Origin of the sequence: Sediminibacterium soli, assembly GCF_009939225.1 — a bacterium.
GTDB lineage: Bacteria > Bacteroidota > Bacteroidia > Chitinophagales > Chitinophagaceae > Sediminibacterium > Sediminibacterium soli.
On record NZ_JAACJR010000007.1, the window covers coordinates 1 to 1,203 of the forward strand.

Annotated in this window: 1 protein-coding gene; it reads left to right on the forward strand. The window is 43.8% G+C overall.

Annotation, left to right across the window (positions count from 1 at the left end; all coding sequences use genetic code 11):
• Window positions 1-81 precede the first annotated feature (81 nt).
• Window positions 82-1,131 carry an IS481 family transposase gene (locus GWC94_RS07285; protein ID WP_161834393.1) on the forward strand — a complete coding sequence of 350 codons (1,050 nt, stop codon included), beginning with the start codon at window positions 82-84 and terminating at the stop codon, window positions 1,129-1,131.
• The last annotated feature ends 72 nt before the right edge of the window (window positions 1,132-1,203 follow it).

A 1,203-nucleotide genomic window follows, 5' to 3' on the forward strand; every position in this document is an offset into this window, starting at 1 on the left:
TGTAGAAGTTAAGAGTTGATCTGACAAATGGGATTAAATTTAAGTAACAACACTTATTTAATAACCCCAAAATGTCAGATCATGAACTCTGAAACTAAGTTAATCAAATCTCGCGTAGGCCTTCTGAATTTGGCCGAACAATTGAACAATGTAACCCGTGCCTGCAAGTTGATGGGCACAAGCCGCGACAGCTTCTACCGCATTAAAGAGCTTTATAACACCGGTGGTGAAGAAGCATTGCGGGAGATCAGCCGGCGCAAACCCATTCCTAAAAACCGTGTTGAACCCGGTGTGGAAGAAGCTGTTGTGAAAATAGCTTTGGATTATCCGGCTTATGGCCAGTTTAGGGCGTGTAACGAACTGAGAAAGAAGGGCATTTTTATCTCTGCCGCCGGTATTCGATGTGTATGGCAGCGCCATAACCTGGAAGTCTTCGACAAACGTTTAAAGGCTTTGGAGGACCGGGTTGCCCAGGACGGATTGATCCTTACCGAAGCCCAGGTTATCGCTATGGAGCGCAAGAAAGAAAAGCAAGAAGCTCACGGGGAGATTGAAACCGAGCATCCCGGTTACCTGGTGGCCCAGGATACCTATTACGTAGGAACTATTAAAGGGGTTGGCCGTATTTATCAACAAACCGTTATCGACACTTACAGCCGGGTTGCCTTTGCCAAATTGTATACCAGTAAGCATGCCATCACCTCTGCTGATGTACTTAATGATCGTGTAATACCATTCTTTGATCAACACGAGATCCCTATTTTAAGAATGCTCACTGATCGGGGAACGGAGTTCAACGGCAGACCTGAGAACCACGAATATGAACTGTATCTGCAGCTCGAAAATATCGATCACAGTAAAACCAAAGTTCGGCATCCGCAGAGTAACGGCATCTGTGAAAGATTACATCGTACAATGCAAGATGAGTTCTACGCTGTCACCTTCCGTAAAAAGATTTATCAAACTCTGGAAGCCCTGCAAACAGACCTCGATCAATGGATGCTTCACTACAATCGGGAGCGACCTCACAGTGGCCGATATTGCTTTGGTAAAACACCGATGCAAACTTTTGATGAAACAATTACCTTAGCCAAACAAAAACTGCTGAACCAAATAAGTCCAGCAGCCTAACTTTTTTATCAATATCCTATAAAAACCAAAAAAGAAAATCCTAAACTGTCAGATCAACTACTAACTATTACA